The sequence below is a fragment of the Gephyromycinifex aptenodytis genome, from assembly GCF_012277275.1.
GTDB classification, from domain to species: domain Bacteria; phylum Actinomycetota; class Actinomycetes; order Actinomycetales; family Dermatophilaceae; genus Gephyromycinifex; species Gephyromycinifex aptenodytis.
This window is the reverse complement of record NZ_CP051155.1, coordinates 3,001,272-3,020,333: the sequence shown is the minus strand read 5'-3', so window position 1 is coordinate 3,020,333 and position 19,062 is coordinate 3,001,272. Positions and strand designations below refer to the sequence as shown.

General features: G+C 66.7%; 10 protein-coding genes. 5 read left to right on the top strand and 5 right to left on the bottom strand.

Going from position 1 to position 19,062, the window contains the following annotated elements; genetic code table 11:
* The first annotated feature begins 239 nt into the window (after positions 1–239).
* Both G9V96_RS13000 and G9V96_RS12995 read left to right on the top strand, forming a co-directional pair.
* Entirely contained in the window at positions 240–1,844 is a 1,605-nt protein-coding gene (locus G9V96_RS13000; RefSeq protein ID WP_168583408.1) for an O-antigen ligase family protein, read from the top strand.
* A gap of 217 nt (positions 1,845–2,061) precedes the next feature.
* Positions 2,062–3,954: a cell wall-binding repeat-containing protein gene (locus tag G9V96_RS12995; protein ID WP_168583407.1), complete on the top strand. Its 1,893-nt coding sequence runs from the start codon at positions 2,062–2,064 to the stop codon at positions 3,952–3,954.
* 89 nt (positions 3,955–4,043) lie between these two features.
* Here G9V96_RS12995 and G9V96_RS12990 read toward each other — a convergent pair whose 3' ends face one another.
* Together G9V96_RS12990 and G9V96_RS12985 are read right to left on the bottom strand one after the other, a co-directional pair.
* Complete coding sequence (locus G9V96_RS12990) at positions 4,044–5,339, bottom strand: fatty acid desaturase family protein (RefSeq protein ID WP_168583406.1); 1,296 nt, start codon at positions 5,337–5,339, stop codon at positions 4,044–4,046.
* Positions 5,340–5,352: 13 nt separating this feature from the next.
* Positions 5,353–6,387 (bottom strand): ferredoxin reductase, encoded by a 1,035-nt coding sequence (locus tag G9V96_RS12985; RefSeq protein ID WP_226913318.1) that lies wholly within the window; start codon positions 6,385–6,387, stop codon positions 5,353–5,355.
* 153 nt (positions 6,388–6,540) lie between these two features.
* Here G9V96_RS12985 and G9V96_RS12980 point away from each other — a divergent pair, with 153 nt between their 5' ends.
* From G9V96_RS12980 to G9V96_RS12970, 3 genes are all read left to right on the top strand, one after another.
* Positions 6,541–7,767, top strand: a complete 1,227-nt coding sequence (locus G9V96_RS12980) for a PucR family transcriptional regulator (RefSeq protein WP_226913317.1) — start codon at positions 6,541–6,543, stop codon at positions 7,765–7,767.
* A 9-nt stretch (positions 7,768–7,776) separates the two neighbouring features.
* A complete protein-coding gene (locus tag G9V96_RS12975) occupies positions 7,777–8,613 on the top strand; it encodes an aldo/keto reductase (protein ID WP_168583404.1) in 837 nt (278 codons plus the stop codon).
* 141 nt (positions 8,614–8,754) lie between these two features.
* Entirely contained in the window at positions 8,755–9,693 is a 939-nt protein-coding gene (locus tag G9V96_RS12970) for a hypothetical protein (protein WP_168583403.1), read from the top strand.
* Between the two features lie 155 nt (positions 9,694–9,848).
* Here the strand turns inward: G9V96_RS12970 and G9V96_RS15270 are convergent, their stop codons facing one another.
* The 3 genes from G9V96_RS15270 to G9V96_RS12955 all read right to left on the bottom strand — a co-directional run bounded on the left by G9V96_RS15270 (position 9,849) and on the right by G9V96_RS12955 (position 18,327).
* The gene (locus G9V96_RS15270; protein WP_168583402.1) at positions 9,849–11,579 is read right to left on the bottom strand and encodes a cell wall-binding repeat-containing protein; all 1,731 of its coding nucleotides are present in this window, start codon (positions 11,577–11,579) and stop codon (positions 9,849–9,851) included.
* Positions 11,580–11,710: 131 nt separating this feature from the next.
* Positions 11,711–13,630 (bottom strand): cell wall-binding repeat-containing protein, encoded by a 1,920-nt coding sequence (locus G9V96_RS12960; protein WP_168583401.1) that lies wholly within the window; start codon positions 13,628–13,630, stop codon positions 11,711–11,713.
* An 806-nt stretch (positions 13,631–14,436) separates the two neighbouring features.
* A complete protein-coding gene (locus G9V96_RS12955; protein ID WP_168583400.1) occupies positions 14,437–18,327 on the bottom strand; it encodes a cell wall-binding repeat-containing protein in 3,891 nt (1,296 codons plus the stop codon).
* Positions 18,328–19,062: the final 735 nt, after the last annotated feature.

Sequence of the window (19,062 nt, the reverse complement as noted above, 5' to 3'; positions counted from 1 at the left end):
GACAATTGTCCAAGTCGCATGTCCTATTTCCTGCCATCGACAGCGACCACCCTCACCCCTGCCTCTTTTGGTAATGAGAAGCGGCACACCAGCACCCATCTCGCCTGATTTTCCCACGATGCGGCGCTGGACGGCTGACCAGCACTGCATTGATTCACACTGCAAAAACACGATGTCCGAATGGGGGAACACTCGGACTCACTGAAGGGGGTTCTGTGCCTGCATCTTTGGGCCAGCGAATGAGATCAACATTTCGTAGCCGCCATGACCGACGCGTTGCGAATGCGACCATCGCCGCGAACGCAGCGCAGCTGGATGTCATCGACGTCGTCACTAGCGCAGATCAGAAGACTTCGCGGGGATCGGCTGCTGCGCCGCCTGCGCGCAACCGCATCTCTGCAGCCCTGGACTGTCGCCTCGGCTCGCTGTTACGTCTGTCCGCGATAGCCTTCACGTTCTTGGTGACCGCCCTGTTCGTCGCCGTCTATCAACTGCTCGGCCCCACCGCCCCGTGGCTCATTTATGGTGGCGCCGCCTTCGCCGGGCTGCTGTGCGTACCTGGCGCCCGCCCCTATCGCAACGCCGCAGTCGTGGCGCTGGTCGGCCTGTGGGCGTGTTTCGCCGCGACCGCTGCAGAGGCGACGCTGTGGAATCCCACCTGGAAGATCGTCATCAATGACACTCGTGGCTTCACCGCAGCGGCGTTGATCACGGTCGGCATCACCTTGATGTCGCGCGGACGCCTCCAGTCCGCGGTGGCCTTGCGGGCCCTGTGGTTGGCGGTTTTCGCCCTGAGCGCTCCGATGGGCATCTGGGAGATGCTCTCTGGCGAGCACCCATTGCGCCCTGCGACCTCCCCGTGGACCGGCCCGCCGCACTCCCCTTCGTCCTACTTCGTCAACCCCAACAATTACGCGGTGATTTTGGTCGTCACCATCGGCATTGCGCTGCTGTGGCTCACCGAGCGCACTTCTCGATGGTGGCGAATCTGCCTGCTGTTGGCGACACTTGTCGCTTCAATCCTGTTGTGGCAGACGCAAAGCCGCGCAGGTGTTGCTGGGGCTCTGGTCGCTGCGTTGGGCGCCGGCCTGTTGGCTGCGGGTCGGGCCGGGCTCCTGGCCCGAGGAGCACACTGGCGTCGCCGCCACCCGTTCGCACTGCGGATTGTCGGTGCCGGTGCCGCTCTGGCACTGCTTTGCGCGTTTGCGATCCCTTCGTTGGCGGCCCGTAACCCGGTGCTTTCGCTGCTGCTGCCGGGCGATGCAGACACTGTCCGTTCCGACTCGGCTCGGCTAGCGCTCATCCGCCACGGCATCGACTTTTGGCGCACTAGCCCGTGGACGGGTATCGGCGCGGCGCGATACGAATGGGCATTGGCCGCCGTCGATCACCCGGACGTCCCGCGCGTCTTGCCCGCCCACAACGGTTTCGTCGAACTCTTGGCGGAGCGCGGCCTGGCCATGGCTGCCCCGCTGGCGGTCCTACTCGTGGTTCTGGCCTGGCGGGCGATCCGGCCTGCGCAGGGCGTGACCCGGCGCGACCCCCAGCACAGCGAACCCGGGGCGGCATTCGTGACGGGCCGTCCGCGGCATCTGGATGAAAGGGGTGGCAGGTGCTTGTTGGCGCTCTATCTCGCAGGCTTCGCGTTGGCCGGAGTTGTCGTGAGCTCGCCGCTCATGTGGTTTCCGTGGTGGCTACTTCTCGCCTCGGCGACGTCGACCAGTTGGTGGCTGGATTCCCGCCGGTCGCCACATTTAAAGAGTAACCCCAAATTAGGTCAAGATTCTTTCAAGATTCCCTCATCGAGTACGGCGGCCGAACTACCAATGGGTCGACCGTCTTGAACGAATGATCGCGTTGACGTAAGGCGGCACTCCGGTAGAGTTGTAAGTCAGAGGCCGCCTGGTGATGAAGAAGAATATTTCCTCATTAGAGGTAAGTAATCTTCTTCTTCGGGGACATCAAAGCGTAAGGCCGCCTCGTAGCGGCTCCTCCTGGAGCCGTCTCGGTTCACAACGATTCCGCCGCTCACTGCTGTGAGGGCGCGAAGGGAACACACATATGACTTTCACCGGGCAGCTTTCCGCACGTTTGGGTCGCCGCACGCTCGCTACCGCGGCCGCTTTGACCTTGGTCGGCCTCACCGTGCCAGCCACCTCCGCCTACGCCGCAGATGCAACGCTGGAGGTTTCGCCGACGGCTCCTGCCGCCGGGCAGTCCTTCACCGTCAAGGCCAGCGGACTCACCAAGGGCGCCGATTACCGGTTGGCCCTGACTGACCCCAACTCCGCGGCCATGACCGACAACTCGGAGTCGAATACCTGCGCCACCGCTGCTGCCGTCGTCGAGACCACCCTGACGTGCACCATCCAGGAGAACACGGCTGGCAAGTATGACCTGAAGCTGATCGGATCCACCGGCACGGCCGTGAACATGGCTGTGGCCGTGAGTACCCCCGCAACCGTTGCCGAACCGGTCGCGACCGACCGCGCGGGCACCGCTAACGACGCCATCACCTTGACCTACACCCCCGGTGTGGTCTGGAAGTTCGTGTCGGCGACCGACGGCACGGCCATGTTTAAGGACGCCACTGTCGACACCAACACGGTCTTCTTCGACCCGGCGACCGCCAAAGCCGGCGACAAAGTCGACGTCATGGTGACCGCCGAGGCGGGCAAGGACTCCGATGTCACCTTCAAGGCAGTAGCTGCCGAGGGGTACGTCATCCCTGGCGGGGAACCGACGCACACCCTGCGCGTCACTTCTGCCGCCGAGGTTCTGGCGCCGGTGAGCGTTCCCAGCTCGGCCGCACCGGTCAAGGTCGATGCTGTCGGCACAGAAAATGACGCCATCACCCTGCATAAGGTTGACGGGGTCAACTGGAAGGTCGGCAACACCGACGTGTCGTTCGCTTCCAACGAGACGAGCAAGACCGTCAAGGCCACCCCGGGCGAGGACATGATCATCAAGGTCCGGGCGCTCGCTGCCCCCGGCCGCGCGTTTTCCGGTGGCCGTCTGGCCGAGGAGTTCGTGCTCGAGTTCACCGACGCCAAGGCCGACCCGGAGGCTGTGCGCGTCGCAGGCAGCGACCGAATCGGCACCTCGGTTGAGATCAGCAAGAAGTACTTCACTGCCGACGCCGACACGGTTTACATCGCAAATGGCTGGCGCTACGCCGATGCGCTGACGGCCGGCCCGGCTGCTGCCAAGGACGACGCTCCGCTGCTGCTCACTGAGCCCGACAAGCTCGCCGACTCGGTGATGGACGAGATCCGTCGCCTGTCGCCGTCGAACATCAAGATCGTCGGTGGCTCCGATGTCGTCAGTGCTGAGGTCGAGAACCAGTTGAAGGGACTCGGACAAGGTTCGGTTCAGCGTCTGGCCGGTAGTGACCGCATCGGCACCGCCATCGCGGTGTCGCGTCAGTGGGCCAGCGTCGAGACGGCTTACGTCGCTTACGGCTGGGGTTTCCCGGACGCTCTTTCCGGCGGCTCGGGCGCGGCGAAGGAGAACGCGCCGCTGATGCTGTCGCTGCCGGGTGACCTGACCGACGCGACAATCGACCGTCTGAAGACTCTGGGCGTGAAGAACATCAAACTCATCGGCGGCACGAAGGTGCTCAACGGCACCGTCGCCAACCAGGCCAACAGCCTGGGCAGCGTCATGCGATACGCCGGCGAGAACCGGTACGAGACGTCTGCGGAGGTCATCAAGAACGTCACCGGTTCAGGCGCAACCTCCGTCTTCGTGGCCACCGGCCAGGACTTCCCGGACGCGCTGGCTGGCATCCCCGCCGCGACCAAGTCGAAGGCGCCGTTGGCCTTGCTGGCCCCGACCTGCGCCCCTGACAAGGTCGCGGCCGAGCTGGGCAAGCTGTCGCTGACGCAGGTTGTCCGCCTCGGCGGCGCCGACGTCATCGCGGACTTCCCGTTGAGCAAGACCTGCGGTTGGTGAATCCGTAGGCCCGCATAAGCAGCGAGCGGCCGGCGCCTCCGGTTTCGGATGGCACCGGCCGCTTCGTTGTGTTTGCGTCCGCGTGATGCTCAGCGGCGGCGGGCCGGGCCGCGAGAGGTCAGCCAGGAAGCGCCACGACGCAGGGTCGCCAAGGGGCGCTCGCGCAGGTCGGCCCAGGCGCCGTTGGGCAGGGACAGCGAGAACACCTTGCGGGTGACGGAGGCCAGCTGCACCGGCAGTGGGCCGGTGACGTAGTGCAACCCGTTCTCCTGCATCAAAGCCCGAACACGCGGGGCGATCTGGGCGTACCGGTTGCTGGGCACGTCCGGGAACATGTGGTGTTCGATCTGGTGGGAGAGGTTGCCCGACATCAGGTGCACGAGCGGGCCGCCGGAGATGTTGGCCGAACCGAGCATCTGGCGTAGGTACCACTCGCCGCGGCTTTCGCCCTCGATCGTCTCGATCTCGAAGGTCTGCACCCCGTCCGGGAAGTGACCGCAGATGATGATGGCGTTGGTCCACACGTTGCGCAGGCAGTTGGCCACCAGGTTGGCCTGCAATGTCGTGACGGCGCTAGGCCCCGACAGCACCGGGTGCAGGACATAGTCGCGCAGCACGTGCCGGGCGATCTTGGCCGCGGTCGCTTTCACGTCGGCCAGGAAACTCTCTTTCTGCTGCTCGTCGAGTTCCCCCCAACGGGCCAGGTTCTGGCGCAGTTCCAGGTCGTAGAACGCGATCCCGAACTGGAAGGTCAGAGCGTTCAGGGTGTGGGTCAGCGGCTGCAGCAGGTGCAGTGGCTCCCACGGCTGGTCGACGTCGACCCGCATGATGCCGTAGCCGAGGTCGTCATCCATCCCGATGACGTTGGTGAAGGTGTGATGCAGTTCGTTGTGCGAGCGCTTCCACATCGAGGCGGGACCGACGTGGTCCCATTCCCAGGTGGTGGAGTGGATCTTGGGGTCACGCATCCAATCCCACTGGCCGTGCAGGACGTTGTGGCCGATCTCCATGTTCTCCAAGATCTTGGCGACCGAGAGCCCGGCGGTGCCGAGCACCCAGGCGCTGGGATGTTTGGAGAACAGCAGCACCAGCCGGGAGACCGCCTCGATACCGCGTTGGGTGGCGATGACCCGCCGGATGTAGGCGGCGTCGTGGCTGCCGCGGCTGTCCATGACCTCTTGGCGCAGCGCGTCGAGTTCACGCCCGAGGGCGTCGATCTGCTCTGGGCTGAGGTGACCTGCCGGGTCGGGCCGACCAGAGGGCTTCTCGCCCCAGTGGCGGCGTTCGGTGGTGGGAGCGACCGCGTGGCCGCGTTTGGGACGGTCGGGGGCTTGCGTGGGCGCAGCGGCCGATCCGCGGCCTGGGTCCAGGAGCGTTGGCGTCATGGCATATTCCTTGTCACAGGTCGATCTGGCACGCGCCGGCGGGTGCGCTGACGCAGGTCTGGATGATGACGCCGTCGCCGGGCGCCGCGGTAGTGGTCTCGCCGGTTCGCAGGTCGCGCACGCTGCCTTCACGCAGCGGCGCCGCGCAGCCGAAGCAGATCCCCATTCGGCAACCGGAGGGCATGATCACACCGGCTTCTTCGCCGGTGTCAAGCAGTGGACGGCCGCCGTCTGCGTCGTCGATGACGACCTCGCTGCGGGTGAAGGTGACCGCCCCGCCCTCCCCCACGGAGGTCACGGCCGGGCGGAACCGTTCGGTGTGCAGGCGCTGGCCGGCACCGGCGGCGTCCCAGGTCTCTTCGGCGGCGTCGAGCATGGCGGCGGGCCCACACGCCCACGTCTCGCGTTCGCGCCAGTCGGGCACGACCTCATCGAGTTGACCCAGGTCGAGGATTCCTTGGCTGTCGGTGTGCCGCTCGATGAGGCGCAGCCGGGCGCCTTGGGCGCGGCTGGCGTCGGCCAAGGCCCGAAGCTCGGGACCAAAGACGACGTCGGCGGCGGTGGGAGCGCTGTGCAGGATGGTGACGTCGTCGAACTGGTGACTGCGCAGCATCCCCATCACGGGGGTGATACCGCTGCCTGCGGTGATGAAGAGAACCTGCGGCGGCAGCGGCTGCGGCTGCACGAACTCACCTGTTGCCTGGTCGAGCATGAGCAGTGTGCCTTCGGGGACTTCGTCGACCAGGTAGGCGCTGACGACCCCGTCGGGGATCTTCTTCACGGTGATGGCGATGAGCCCGTCGGGGGTGTTCGGCGGCGAGGTCAGGGAGTAGGCGCGCCAGTGCCGCACGCCGTTGATCTCGACACCGATTCGGATGTACTGGCCCGGGGTGTGTGGGCGCCAGGCCCGACCGGGGCGAATGAACAGCGTTGCCGAGTCGGCCGTTTCGGGCTGGCGGCGCACAAGACGACCGCGCAGATCGGCGCCCAGACGCAGCGGATCGATGAGGTCGAGGTAGTCGGTGGGAAGTAACGGGGTGGTGAGCATGCCTGCGAGCGAAAGCAATCCATCGCGTACGGCACGTGAACGCCTCCGCACGCCTGGGCGCTCCAGGGCAGGAATCGGCATGGCTTCATCGTTTCTCATCACAGGCCCTAAAAGCCTCACCGTCTGACGTGAATGATCCGTAGTCTTTTGGTCATGAAGGACAAAAAGATGGAGGGACCTGAGGCGCCCGGCCCACTGTATCTGGAGCCGGGGATGAACGCCGTGCTGCGTTCGGCGCTGCCTGCGGTGGCGCATTTGGCGGTGGCGGCGATCACCGTGGAGGTGCCCAGCTACCGCCATCCCTTCAGCGGGGTCTCCGGGACGCGGTTGCAAGAGGCGGTGGAGTTGGCGCTGATCAACTTCCTCAAGGTCGCCAGCCGCGACGCCGACCCCTCGGTACCCATCCAACGCAGCACGTCAGCGGCGTATGAGTTGGGCCGCGGCGAGGCCCGCAGCGGTCGCTCGATGGATGCCCTGTTGAGCGCGTACCGGATCGGGGCGCGGGTCTCCTGGCGGGAGTTGTCGCGGGTGGCGGTGGCTGCCGGGATGTCGGCCTCGGTCGTCGGGGAGTTCGCCGAGTTGGTCTTCTCCTACATCGATGAGTTGTCGGCGGCGAGCATCAACGGTCACACCGACGAACTCGAGACCGCCGGTCGGGTCCGGGAGCGTCACCTGGAGCGTCTCGGGCGGTATCTGCTCGCCGGCGCAGACGAGGCGACGCTGGCCGCTGCCGCCGAACGCGCCGCCTGGAGGCAGCCGACGACGTTGACGGCGGTGATCGCCCCGGCTGAACACGCCCCGCAGGCGGCCTCCCGCTTGGATCAGACGACTCTGCTGCTCACCGGCGGTGTGCCCGGGTTGGACGATGAGGATGCGTTGCTGTTGGTACCCGACCTGACGGCGGCCCGGCGAGAGCGCTTGAAGACGGTGCTGGGCGACAACGGTGGCTGCATCGGCCCGACGCACCCGTGGCGAGAGGTGCGTGATTCCTATGAGCGTGCGTTGCGCGGGATGCGGCTGCCGCGCCGCCCCGGGGAGGTCGTGGACACCGAGGAGCGGCTGGTCGATCTGGTGTTGCTGGCCGATGAGCAGGCTTTGGCCGATTTGCGAGAACGCGCATTGGCCCCGTTGGCGGGGCTGCGTCCGGCGCAGCGGGTGCGCCTCTTGGAGACATTGCGCTCCTGGCTGCTGCATCGCGGTTCCCGGGATCGGGTGGCGGCAGCGCTGTTCGTGCACCCGCACACCGTGCGGTACCGGATCGGGCAGATCCGTTCGCTGTACGGGGATTCCTTGGACGACCCCGAGACGATGTTGGCGTTGACGATCGCCCTGGGCGTGCCCGAGCGGGCGATCCCGGCCGCTGATCCGTTGCCCGAGTAGCCTGCCGCCATGACCACACCCAGGTATGAACTCAATGACGGACGAACCCTGCCTCAGGTCGGCTTCGGCACCTACCCGCTGCGGGGGCAGGAGGGTGTGGAGGCGATGACCAGCGCGCTGGAGAACGGTTACCGGCTGTTGGATTCGGCGGTGAATTACCAGAACGAAGCTGAGGTCGGGGAGGCGCTGCGCCGCAGCGGTTTGCCGCGCGAGCAGGTGCAGTTGGCCACGAAGATCCCCGGCCGCGACCACGCCCACGATAAGGCGGTCGCCTCGGTGGAATCCTCGCTTCGCGCAATGCAGGTCGACTACCTGGACCTGGTGCTCATCCACTGGCCGAACCCGAGCGTGGGGCTGTTCTCCCAGGCGTGGGCGGCGCTGGTGGAAGTTCGCGAGCGGGGCCTGGTGCGCTCCATCGGGGTGAGCAACTTCACCCAAGCCCACCTTGCCCAGATCATCGCCGAGACCGGCGTGACGCCGGCGGTCAACCAGATCGAGTTGCACCCGTACTTCCCGCAGGAGCAGATGCGCGCCGTGCACGCCGAGTTGGGAATCCGCACCCAGAGTTGGAGCCCGTTGGGTAAGCGCAACGCCCCGTTCGAGGAGGCTGCGGTGGCCGATGCGGCTGCCGCGCACGGGGTGAGCCCGGCTCAGGTGATTCTGCGTTGGCAGTTGCAGTTGGGGGCTCTTCCGTTGCCGAAGTCGGCCACGCCGCAGCGGCAGCGCAGCAACCTGGACGTCTTCTCCTTCGAGCTCACCGAGCAGGAGGTGGCGGCGATCACCGCGTTGGGCAAGCCGGACGGCCGGTTGTTCGGCGGGGACCCCGACACCCACGAAGAGATGTAAACAACCCGTAACCGGATCGACGCCGAGACGGATAGCAGCTGCCTGCATCGGCGCGCAGTACGATGTGCCCGGACCTGTTAGGGACAGGTTCGGGCACATCCGCTCCAGGGGGCGCGGATCCGGGGGTTTTAGGGGTTTTCGATGGTGGCTCTGCACGCTGTATACCGCTCGTACGCAGGGGATAACAACAAGTCTCGCCCGTTGTGGTTCAGCAAGATGTTGGCGGCCGCCTCGTTCGCGCGTAGCGCCGAGCAGGCCGGGATCTTTCCGGTGTGGCTCAATGACGGGCCGCTGCCGCTGGCGTGGACGAGCATGCAGCATCGCTACGGCACCGTGCACCCCATCGCCGGCGGCCCCAAGGGCATGCGCAACAGCTACGTGACGGCGTTGCGGTTCGCGATCGATTCGAACTGGCCGGATGAAGACGTCGTCTACTTCAGCGAGGACGACTACCTGCACACCCCCGACGCCTTGTCGGCGTTGGCGGCCGCCGCGCAGGAGATGCCCGACGTCGCCTATTTCGCGTTGTACGCCTCGGCGCCCGGGTTCGCCGCCGAGCGGGAGTGGCCCGAGGGTTACCAATACCCGCAGGAGTGGAAGGTCGCGCCGGCCCGCACTGCCGCCGGGCGTCAGTGGCTCAACGTGGCCAGCACGGCCAGCACGTTCGCGGCCCGGGTCGGTGCGTTGCGCGCCGACTACCGCATGTTCCGGCTGTGCATGTTCCCCTTCCGGCACATGTTCCTCGACCACGAGACGTGCCTGCTCTATCAGGGGCACCGCCCGTATCGGGGCCGGGAGTACTTCACCGGGCTGACGCCGCTGGGTACGGGGCCGATCGGGACGATCAAGACCGCGCTGCTCACGCCGTGCCGGTTCATGTTGAACGCGGCTGCGAAACGCAACGAGAACGACCCGCACCACTTGTACGCGGTGGTGCCCAACCTCGGTTGCCACATGGAGGTCGGCGTGATGACTCCGGGCCAGGACTGGGAGGCGCTGGCGCTGCAGACCGCGCGCTGGGCGGCCGATGAGGGGATCATGCCGTTGCCGTCGTGGGCGAAGAGGCACGAGTCCGCCTGAGTAATCTCGCCTGCGCGCTCCCAGCTGCGGCCTACCGGCTGAGCGGGCAAGTGATGGAGAGCAGCCAGGTCCAGCGTCACGACCGCATGCGCAGCGACGCGGTGCGGGTCTGTCCTGGCGCCGGTCTGCCCGCTCGCGGGTCTGCCTGGTCGCGGCTACCGCTTCTCGGTGGCGCCGATCATCTGGCAGGCGACGGTGGTGGTGGCCGGTACCGGGTAGCCCAGGCAGGTTCCTTGGGTGTTGGCCCAGATCTCGGAGGGCATGTCCTCGTAGCGCCCGGCCTCGAAGTCCAGTTGGCCGAGTTGCTGGGCGAACCAGGTGCGTTGGGCCAGGGTGAGCCGGGTGTAGGAGTAGGCGTGTGCCAGTTCGTGCACGATGACGGCGTCGGTGAGATCTGCGGGTAGCCCGCGCCGGATCTGAATATGACCCTCGATGAGTTCGCCCGTGGCCAGTGTCACGGTGGAGGTGGTCAGCCCGAACACCGTCTTCTGCGGTTCGCCGTCAAGGCTCACCTCATCGACGCAGGAGATGCGGTAGCGCGGGTCGCGTTTCAGCGGCCACGCCTTGCGGATCGCGGTGTCGCAGTAGGGCTGTTCGGTTGCGGCTTCGGTCGGCGCCCGGTTGGGGGTGGGGGCGGTGGTGTGGGTTTGGGCGTCCCCGGTCGCACCCTGGCTCACCGCATTCAAAGTGGCGTCGGTGACGGCGGCGGCCCCGCCGAGCGCGATCACCTCGTCGACGCCGAGCGCGTCGGCTTCGCGGCCGGCTTCCGCGAGCAAGTCCGCACGGACCGTTGCGGGTGGGGGCACCAGCAGGATGGGCCCGTCGGACAGCACTCCCCCGGCTACCGCGTCGGCGAAGACGTCGCTGCGGGCCAGGTATGCGGTTTTCGCCCCGCCGGGGAAGGCGTGTCGGGCGATGCGGGCGGCGGTGGCGAACCGGTCGGCTCCGGCCAGGCGTTCGGTGGGGCGGCCGTCGGCTGCCCCGACGAGCACTTTCTGCGACACCGCGGCCGGTCCGCCGAGGGCGAGTACGGAGGCCGGGGCGAGCCGGTCGATCTCGGCGCGGATGGCTCCCGGGACGGCACCGGTGGAAAGTACCGGCAGCACCGGCCCTTGGCGCAGCGCTCCCCCGACGAGGGCGTCCGGGGAGCCGTAGGCCCCGGCGAGGTAGACCTGGGAGGCGCCACCGGGGAAGGCGCGCCGGGAGATGGCGGCCGCCGTGGCGAACCGGTCGGCGCCGGCCAGGCGTGCGGTGGGACGTCCCTGCGCGCCCTGGTTGAGGACCGTTTCGGATAGTGCCCCGGCCCCGCCGATGGCGAGGACTTCGCGTGGTTGCAGGCGAGCGATCTCATCCAGCACCACCTGCGGCACGGCTCCGGTGCTGGGCGCGAGCAGGACCGGACCGTCGGTGAGCGCCCCACCGGCGAGGGCGTCGGCGAAGTCGTCGGCGCGGGCCAGGTAGACGCTGGCGGCGGTGGTGGGGAAGGCACGTCGGGAGATGGCTACGGCGGTGGCGAACCGGTCGGCACCGGCCAGCCGCCCGGTGTTCCGGGCGGTCCCTGCAGCGGCATCCCGGGCGTGTGTGTGCCTGACGGTCTGCCGCTGACCTGCAGGAGAGGGCGGCGTGCCGGTGTGCGGCAAGGCGCTGGCTGGCGTGCGCGTGTCTTGCTGCGCGGCGAAGGCTGACGTCGAACGGGTGGTCGCGCGCCGCTGCGCGGGGTTGGCCGCGCTGAGCGTGCGCTGCCGGTCGGCATCGGCGTGCACGGGCCTGCTCGTGCGGGCGCCGGGCGCGGGTTGTGCGTGGCTCTGAGCCTGGGCGGGGCTGCTGAGCCCGAACGCGAGAACGGCTGCGGTGGCGACGGCGCTGACATCTCGATGCAGGCGCATTGCTCTCCTTGCCGGTGGACTCCGGCGGGTCGCCGGCTCCCTACCAAGTCGGCAAGAAGCGCCGGGGTCGAAGCAGAACGCATCGTCCCCGGCGCCGTGCCGAACTAGTTGGCGTGGTGTTCGCCTGGCTCTCAGTAAGGCAGGTTGCTGGTCGGTTTCCACTGCGGGATGTATCCGGCCAGCGTCGAGCAGTCGACGATGTTGCGGTTGTCCGGCGGGGCGTAGCCGGCGCAGGTGCCTTGGGAGTTGGCCCACACCTCTGCCGGTGCAGTCCCGTAGCTGGCCCGAGGATCGTTGAACTCCCGGTACGGGGTCGGTAGCGCTTGGGCGAAAGCATCGCGCTGGGCGAAGCTCAGATGCGCGTAGGAGTAGGCGTGCGCCAGTTCGTGCACGATGACGACCTCGGTGAGCGCATCGGAGAGGTCGCTGCGGATCTCGATGGTGCCGGTAGCTCGCTCGTTGTAGCGAGTGCCGTCCTCGCGGGTAAAGAAGCTGATCCGGCTACTGGTCAAACCTAGAGTGTTGCGGTCTTGGCCCGGAATGTTGCCGGTGACGCAGGAGATCGTGAAACCGTTTGGCAACTCGACGGGCCAGCGCATGTTCACGGCCTTGTCGCAGTACCGGCTGGTCCTGGTTTCGGCCAACGGGTAGGTGTAGCGCTGCGGCAGGTTGGTGACGCCAGAATCGGCCTTCGGCAGACTCACGGTCGTCTCGGGGGCAGTCTGTGGGCTTGGTTCGGGCTTTGCGGTCGGTTCCGTGCTTGGTACTGGCTCAGCACTGGGACTTGGTTTGGGGCTCGGGCTCGGCTCGGCGCTGGGGCTCGGCTCGGCGCTGGGCGCCGGTTTCGGGCCGGCTGCTGGGGGTGGTTTGGGCAGCTCCCCGCTGGCTTGCACCAGCGGTCCGGGGGCGGTGATGGAGGGCACCTGGGCCAGGATCGCAGTGGCGATGGGGGTACTGACAGCGTTCTCCCCGCCCAGGCTGGCCACGGAGGTGACCTTCAGGGCGCGCAGTACTTCGGCGGCTGGCGCGGCCAGTGCCTGGATCTGGCGGGAGTCTGCGCTGGCCGGGGGCACGAGCAGGATGGGACCGTCGGTGAGCGCGCCGCCGGCGACGGCGTCGGCGAAGACATCACCGCGCGCCAGGTAGCCGGTGGTGGCGCCGTTGGGGAAGGCGTGCCGGGCGATGGCGGCGGCGGTTTCGTAGCGGTTGGCGCCGGCGAGACGCTTTGTTTCGACCTTGTTGGCAGCGGCCAGGCCCTTACGGGTGGAGTTACTGACGGCGGCGCGCAGCACCTGGTCCGAGACGGCGTTGGTCCCGCCGAGGGCGTACACCGCCGGCGGTGCCAGGCGGACGATTTCGGCGCGGATGGCGTTGGGCACGGTGCCGGTGCTCGGCACGGGCAGTACCGGCCCGGCGCTGAGGACACCACCGACGACTGCGTCTGGGGAGGTGTCTGCGGAGGTGGCGAGGTACACCCGTGCGGCGCCCTTGGGGAACGCACGCTGGCTGATCAGGGCCGCAGTCTCGTAGCGGTCTTTTCCGGCCAGTCGTGCGGTGGCACGGTTCTGAGCTGCGCTGCGCAGTACGGAGTCAGAGACGGCGGCCCTGCCCCCAAGTGCGATGACGCGCTCGGGCGCCAGCCGGGTGATTTCGGCTAGGACGGCCGCGGGGACGGCGCCGGTGGTCGGTACGAGCAGCACCGGACCGTCGGGTAGGGCGCCACCGGCGAGGGCGTCGGCGAAGCTGTCCATCCGCGCCAGGTAGACCGTTTTGGCTTTGGTGGTGGCGAACGCCAGCCGGGAGACGGCCACGGCGGTTTCGATCCGGTCGGCGCCCCAGACCCGACCGGGGGATGGTTTGGCGAGGGCGCCGCGCACGGTGGCGCGTCCCAGGCCAAGGGTTTGGGCAGTGGTCACCGAGGTGACGTCGACCGATTCGCGCACCGGCTCATTGCTGGCTGAGGCAGTCATCGGTGGGGCGAGCCCCATGACGGATAGGGCGCAGGTGAGAGCGAGCGTGGCAGCGCTGCGCCCTCGAGTTAGGGCAGTCACAAATCCTCCGTGATGGCAGTGGGCGCCCGTCCTGGGCTACCTTGCTCATCGGCTGTCCCGAACCTGCACTGAGCGCTCTCGAACGACCGACTTGGGCTGCTCTGTCCGACATGTTGATTCGACTACTGGTGGGTCAAGTCGCTGCGCTTCGCTGGCGGCAGGCACGCACCGGACGCGGGTGGTGCCTGTCGGCAGCGCGACGGGGCCGTGCTTTCCCGGGGGGGGCGAGCTGGGCGGTTTCGCATCGCGCAGCAAGACGTCGCTGCAGGTCGGGTTCGGGTGGGCGCGGTTGGCCCGGGCAGCCACGACGACGCGGCGGCTGTGCTGGCCAGGTTTGCCGACGGGCCGGCGGGTGGGCATGCCCCCTTTGTTCGCCGCGGGCGCGCCGGCTGCCTCAGGTCGGGGTTGCCACCACCCCAGACCGGTCACAGTGCAGGTGTGTGCTCACCTACGGCGCATCCACCGAATGCGCTGCCGGGATTGCCCGCCAGCACGTCTAGGAAGTCGCAGCCGGTGGCGAGGAAGGTGCTTGCACGACAGCCCCACCGGTGTTGGCCACGTTGCCGATCAGCACGCTTGCGCAACTCGGCGGTTGGTTGAGCCTGGCGAGTTCAGCATCACCGTCCACGGCCCGGGGCGCTCGCCACAGTGACGCCGACTGCGTGAACGTGGGCCACGTATGGCCGTTCGTCGCGGGCGGCCGCGGTAGACTTCACCGCCATCAACAGCACAGCGGGCCGGAACCCGAGGGGTTCCGGCCCGCTGCTCACTTAGATGCGCGAGGCATCATCGGCGATTGATGGGTCTCACTTAACGGAGACCATCTGGTTGGCGAACTTGATGACTGCAGTGGAGACGGCGTCACCGAGGCCGAGACCAACCGCGTTGTCCAGTGCCGGCGCATTCTCGGTGTAGAACGCGGTGGTGTTGTCCGGCGTGGAGACGACACCGGTGAGTGCCATCGCGTCGCGGTCCTTGCTGATCCACGGCCCGGCGACCAGGGCGTCGGCGAACTTCTTGTCGTCCCAGCCTTCCTTGCCGTTGCGCAGGCTGACGCCGCCGTTGGCGAGGTAGACGGTGTGCAGTGCGCCAGCTTCGATGTCGCGCTCGCCCTGGTCGTTGTAGACCAGGCCACCGTCGAATCCCAAACCAGGCACTTCGCCGGCCTTGGTAGCTGAGACCGGAGCCATCGCGTACTCGTTGACGAGCTTGGCGGTCTCGTACCGGTCGTCGCCGCCCAGCCGGTGGGTGGTGATGCCGGAGTCGACGCCACCAGCGTTCTTCGTGGCCTTGATGCTCGCCTCGACCTTGTCGCTCAGCGCGTTGGAGCTACCAATGAGCAGGGTGTGCTCAATGTGCAGGTCCTCAAGCTGACGGTGAGCCTCAGACACGAGCTCGCTACCCGGGGTCAGGATCACCGGTAGGGCGTTCGCCGCACGCACCGTCGGGTCCGTACCAATGGTGTAGTTGCCCGGCTTGCCCGGCTTCACCATCAACGCGAAGGTGAGGGTTGTTCCGTTCGGGTCCTTGCCGAAGGTGATCGTCTCACCCGCGGGGAGCACAGTTCCATTCCCGGTGAACGTCCGCTGGCTCGTGCCGGTGTTCGTTGCAATCGTGACCCAGGCGCCGGTGCTGTTCCTCCATTGCAGATCCTGGCTGCCAGCTGATCCAGTGACCTGGAACTCGCCGGGCTGCTTGAACTTCTGCAAGTCCGTCCGGCTAATCGCCTGGTCGGCGTCCGAGAAGTTGCGCTCGAATTCGACGACGGCTTCGGTGCCCTTGGTCTCGACCCGGCCGACGTTGCGGCCTGCGGTGAGGATGTTGGCGGCGAGCGCGTCAGCGAACTTGTCGCCGCGAGCGATCATCGCCGCAGTCTTCAACGGCTGGCCGTAGCCGGGGGAAACCTGCCCGACCGTGGACTGCGTTGCGGACTGCGCGGCAGCGTAGGCGTTGACGAGGTAGTTCGTCTCGTACCGGGACTTACCTGCGATACGAATGACCTCGAGGTTGCTGCCACGCGGCTTCATCGCCTTGGCTGCGTCGTCCCACGTGTAGGCAGGCGTGGCCTTCAGGGTGGCCTCGACCTGCGGGCTCACAGCAGCGGGGCCACCAACGATGAACACCTTACGGACGCCGCGCTCACGCAGCGACTCAAGGGTGTCCTCAGGTACCTTCTGGCCGATCGCGTCGGTCAGCAGGATCGGGGCGTCCATCCGCTGCGACAGGTAACCGGAGCTCAGCGCGTCGGGGTAGTTCACGCCCGAGGTGATGATCGCGTGCTCGCCGTACTCGCTGAACGCCTTAGCGATCTTGCGGGCCGTCTCGAACCGGTTGTTACCACCGATCGCAGCAAGGCCCGCACCCGCAGTCCCCTGCACCGCGAACTCGTTCGCCGGCGCCACGATGTCTTCCTGGTTCACACCCCGGTCCGTGATCGACGCGGTGTCCGTGGAAATGACAATTCGCAGGCCATTCGCCAGGTTAGCGAACTGGAACCGCGAGTCAGCGGTCACGTCATCGGTCGCGCTCACGTCGATAAGCGCCTGGGATGGTGTCGCGTCTGTCGCAGGGCTTACGTTAGCGAAGACCGCCCCCGTAACACCAACGCGACTGATGTTGTAAGCACCATTGCCATCGTCAGCCACGGTGTACGTGCCCGCCGGGAGTTGGCCCCCGCCGTAGCGGAAGTTCGTCGGGTTGTCGTAGATGGTGTCGACAACCCCGTTGTCAACCAGGAACCGCGCACCCGCCGTCGCGTTCACCACGTGGTAAACATCGTTGAGCAGGTTGGTCACGCCGTTGTCCTGCGTGACCTTGAACAGGTCCGTGCCCGCCTGGCGGGTGAGGACGACAGCGCCGTTGCTGATGCTGTTGCCATCCTCAGAAACCCTGTACGTGCCAGTCGGCAGAACGCCGACTGCGGCATTGTCGGTGCTGATGGGCAACTGTTCCATGAACAGTGTCGAGGGCGCGTGAGCCGTGCTTGTAACACTAGCTTGGTTGTCCGTCACGAAAACCGTACCGTTTTTCACATTACCGAACGTGTAAGCTTCGGTGGCTGATGAAGACGGGTCGTTGCTCGGGGCAGCCCACGTGGCCACCCACGGACCGGCCGCGTCTTTGTTCAGCGTGACAAACAAGTTGCCGCTTGTGTCGTAGCCTCTGACCTGGGTGTCGCTCACCGCACGGAGTGTGAGGTCATGAAGGTCCGAGGTCGATGAGTCGGCATTCGCCCCGGCCATAGTAACGGGCGGGGTGCTTTGGCGGTCGTTAGCCTGCACCGCCGTCTGATCGACGTTCATGGCAGAGGCGCCGGTCAGACTGCGTTGTTCGCCAGGCGCACCGGGCTGACCGAGGACGCTGTTCCACGAGGTGAGGGCGCTCGCCTCGTAGACCCCCGCCTTCTCATACTTGGCGGTGGACAAGCCCGCGTACGACGCCAGCCATGAGGCTGCACCCGTGTCGATGGAGCCACCCTTGAGGGTCATCGCCATGGTGCCGGAGCGGCTGGCCGAGACCATAATCCCCTTCAGGGTGATCGTGCCGACCGTGGCGTCGCTAGCACCGGACAGGGTGAAGGTGATGGACTTGCCATTGTTGGCGACAGCAATGTTGCTCACCGTCTCACCCGTACCACCGCCGGCGATCTCAGCCGTGATGTCCTTCGCCACCGACTTGATCGTCACGTCGGAGGTGCTGTCGCTGAAGTCAAGGGTGTAGATGCCGTTGCGCAGCGAGTAGCTCTGCGTCTCCTTGATGGTGACGTCACCAATCGACTGCGTCGACTTGTCAGCGGTGATGTTGGTGCTGGCGGAGGTCACTGTGACGGGGGAGACGAAAGCCGGCACGGTGTAGATGCCGATCTCACGCACGTCGTCCTTGGTGTCGTTCGTGCCCTTCGTGTCGAGCTTGTCGTTGCCGTAGAACCACGGCGACGCCTTGCCCTCAGCGTTGACCGCGAACGGGACGACGCGCAGGTCACCCGGCGTCACCTGCTCACCCAAGTCAACCTTCAGGCCCTTAACAGTGACGACCCACTTAGCGCTCGGGTCGCCAGCCGAAGTGTTCTTCGTGGTCAAACGCAGATTGTCGTTGCCGTGCTGGCCCTTGGCCTGCGACAACGCCATCTCAACCTCGGGAGCCGCGCTCGGCGCGGTCGCACCCAACGGGGTCGCCTGAGTGACGGCGCCCGGGGCCCACGGCTGCATACCCTTCTCGGTGTTGCTGATGCTCAGCGGGCTACCGGTGCCCTCCGCGTCAGTGTTAAGACTGACCTCGGTCGAGCTGTCCATAGCCTTGCTGATCTCGACCGTGACGCCTTCCAGGCCGGAGAAGCCCACGAGGGTCTCAGCGGTGGAGTTGCTGCGCTGGTCCGACACCTCGGTGGCGGAACGGTCAAGCAGGCGCAGGTCAACGGCGTCGCCGGGCTTGAAGCTGTTCGGGAGCACCATGCGAAGGTCAGCAATGGCCTGGCCCTTCTGGCCCGCCTTGACCAGCTTCGCGCCCTGGTTGTCCGTTTCGACGGCGGTGTCGACGATCCCGATCGTTCCGTTGGTGCGGAGGTTCTCGATCGCGGTGGTCTGCGGGGCGTCGTCCCACGAGGCGAAGGCCGCGGGGCCGAACGACGTCATGACAAGGGCGGTAGACGCGGCAATCGCGGTTCCACGCCCGAACTTACGCAGCTTGGCTGCACTCACTGTGGCCTCCTGAAGGCATCGTGCTGTTGGTCCTACTCGGGTGATGAAGCAAGCCCCCCAGGGGTTCTGTCCCCCAGACCACCATCGGTGGCTGCCCGCCCCTTTGATGATTACACCAACCTGTACATCGCTCAAACGGTCTCAGGGTTACACCCAGTTTCTTGTCATGAAACCTGACCGGCGCTTTCCGTATTACTCCAAACGTGCGCGCGGTCGGCACAACTGACCGGAACCTGAGCGCTACAGACGTGACGGACATCACATTCAAACCTCCCCGAAATCTGTACCGGCGAGGGCTACTTAGGCCCCCTTCAACCGCATTCAGCGCGCTGAACAGGCCTTTTAGGGCGACCGTCCAACCGGGGTGGCGGCGAGCGCCTGACAGCCGTCGAACACCACAACGTCGCGGCCGGGGGCCACCCTCCCCCCCTCCAACACCCCAGCCACCCCACCCCGCGCCGTCAAAAAAGCCCCCATTGACCGAATTTGCCGCCCGGCCCGCGGGCTGAAAACCTAGACAAGAATTGACCATAGGACGAGCGTCCTAGTTACACCGCTTCGATGTACCCACGGAATTACGACAATTGTTCAGGACGTACGTCCACCCCGCTCACTGCGTGCAGCGGCACTGATTCGCATCCCCGCGCCGTCCGAGCGGCCCCCACCACGCCCCCCGCTACTGCGTTGCGCGCGCAAGGTCCGCCCCTTGCCCCGAAGCCCCCTCTGCGCGGACAC